Source organism: Bradyrhizobium sp. MI1.3 (assembly GCF_055811695.1).
Genome location: NZ_JBVVPQ010000205.1, coordinates 1 through 1,186, shown reverse-complemented (window position 1 = coordinate 1,186; position 1,186 = coordinate 1). Strand labels below are relative to the sequence as shown.

Annotated in this window: 1 protein-coding gene; it reads left to right on the top strand. The window is 62.9% G+C overall.

The features are described 5' to 3' along the window. Positions 1 to 220: 220 nt before the first annotated feature. On the top strand, positions 221 to 1,168 hold the full coding sequence (locus AC0L3A_RS40635; RefSeq protein WP_007591328.1) for an IS110 family RNA-guided transposase: 948 nt from the start codon (positions 221 to 223) through the stop codon (positions 1,166 to 1,168). The last annotated feature ends 18 nt before the right edge of the window (positions 1,169 to 1,186 follow it).

Here is a 1,186-nt window from a genome sequence, read left to right as displayed (position 1 = left end):
CTTTGCCCACCCTTGTAATAGCGCGATCAGTTATTCTCGACCTGTTCCGTGAGGAATGGCCTGCCGCGGTTTGCACCCCGCGACAGGCCGCTGATGATCGGATCGAGCCCACCCAGAGCAGTTTGTGGCTGCCCCGTAGCGTGATCGCGTCAGCACCTTCATCGGACCCGGATGGTTGCCGGAACAACTTGGTTCGCTTCACAAGGCAGGGTCGACGAAGATGACACAGACTAACATAACGACGGCCGGGATCGATACGTCCAAGGCCAAGCTGGACGTCGCGGTTCATGGTCGAACCGAGCGCTGGCAGGTCGCCAATGCTTTGCCGGGTTGGCGCGCTCTGGCAGCAAACCTGGCCAAGGCCGGCGTCACACGGATCGGGATCGAGGCCACTGGCGGCTATGAACGTGGCGTGGTGGAGCATTTGCGATCGGCCGGCTTTACCGTGCTGTTGCTGCAGCCGCTTCAGGTCAAGGCGTTCGCCAAGGTCCATTTGCGCCGGGCCAAGAATGATGCGCTCGACGCCGTATTGATCGCTGCCTGTGCTGCGGCGCTCGATCCCCCTGAGATCGCGCCGGATCCGCGATTGACGGAATTGGCCGACTATCTGACCTTTCTTGAGCAGATCGAGGAAGACATCCGGCGCTTCAAGACCCGTCTCGAGCACATCGACGAGCCTGCGTTGCGACGCATCGTCGACAGCGACATCACCCGGTTGAAGGCACGCAGGGCGGCGCAGATCCGTGACATTGCCAAGCGCCTTCGTGCCTACGACGATCTGGCCAAGCGGCTCAAGCTGGTGCTGAGCGTTCCCGGCATCGGCGAGCGGACGGCGCTGGCGATCGTCATCCGCATGCCCGAGCTCGGTCGCGTCAGCCGGGAGCAAGCCGCAGCCCTGGCCGGGTTGGCTCCCTTCGATGCTGACAGCGGACAGCACAGAGGGCAGCGCAAAATCGCCGGAGGCCGCAGCCGCCTGCGGCGCTCCCTATTCGCCGCCGCCCTTCCAGCTGCCTTCCGTTGGAACAAGGCTCTGATCGCGCTGTATGCCCGCCTCATGGCAAACGGCAAAGTCCATAACGCAGCGCTCATCGCCTGCGCCCGCAAGCTCCTGATCTACGCCAATACTGTCGTGCAACGGGGCACGCCCTGGATCGAAAAAGCCGCCTAGCCTTTAATGGTTGCTACG

What these genes read in the sequence shown, in the direction of transcription:
- AC0L3A_RS40635 (WP_007591328.1), top strand. Translation starts at nt 221, where the DNA reads ATGACACAGACTAACATAACGACGGCCGGGATCGATACGTCCAAGGCC.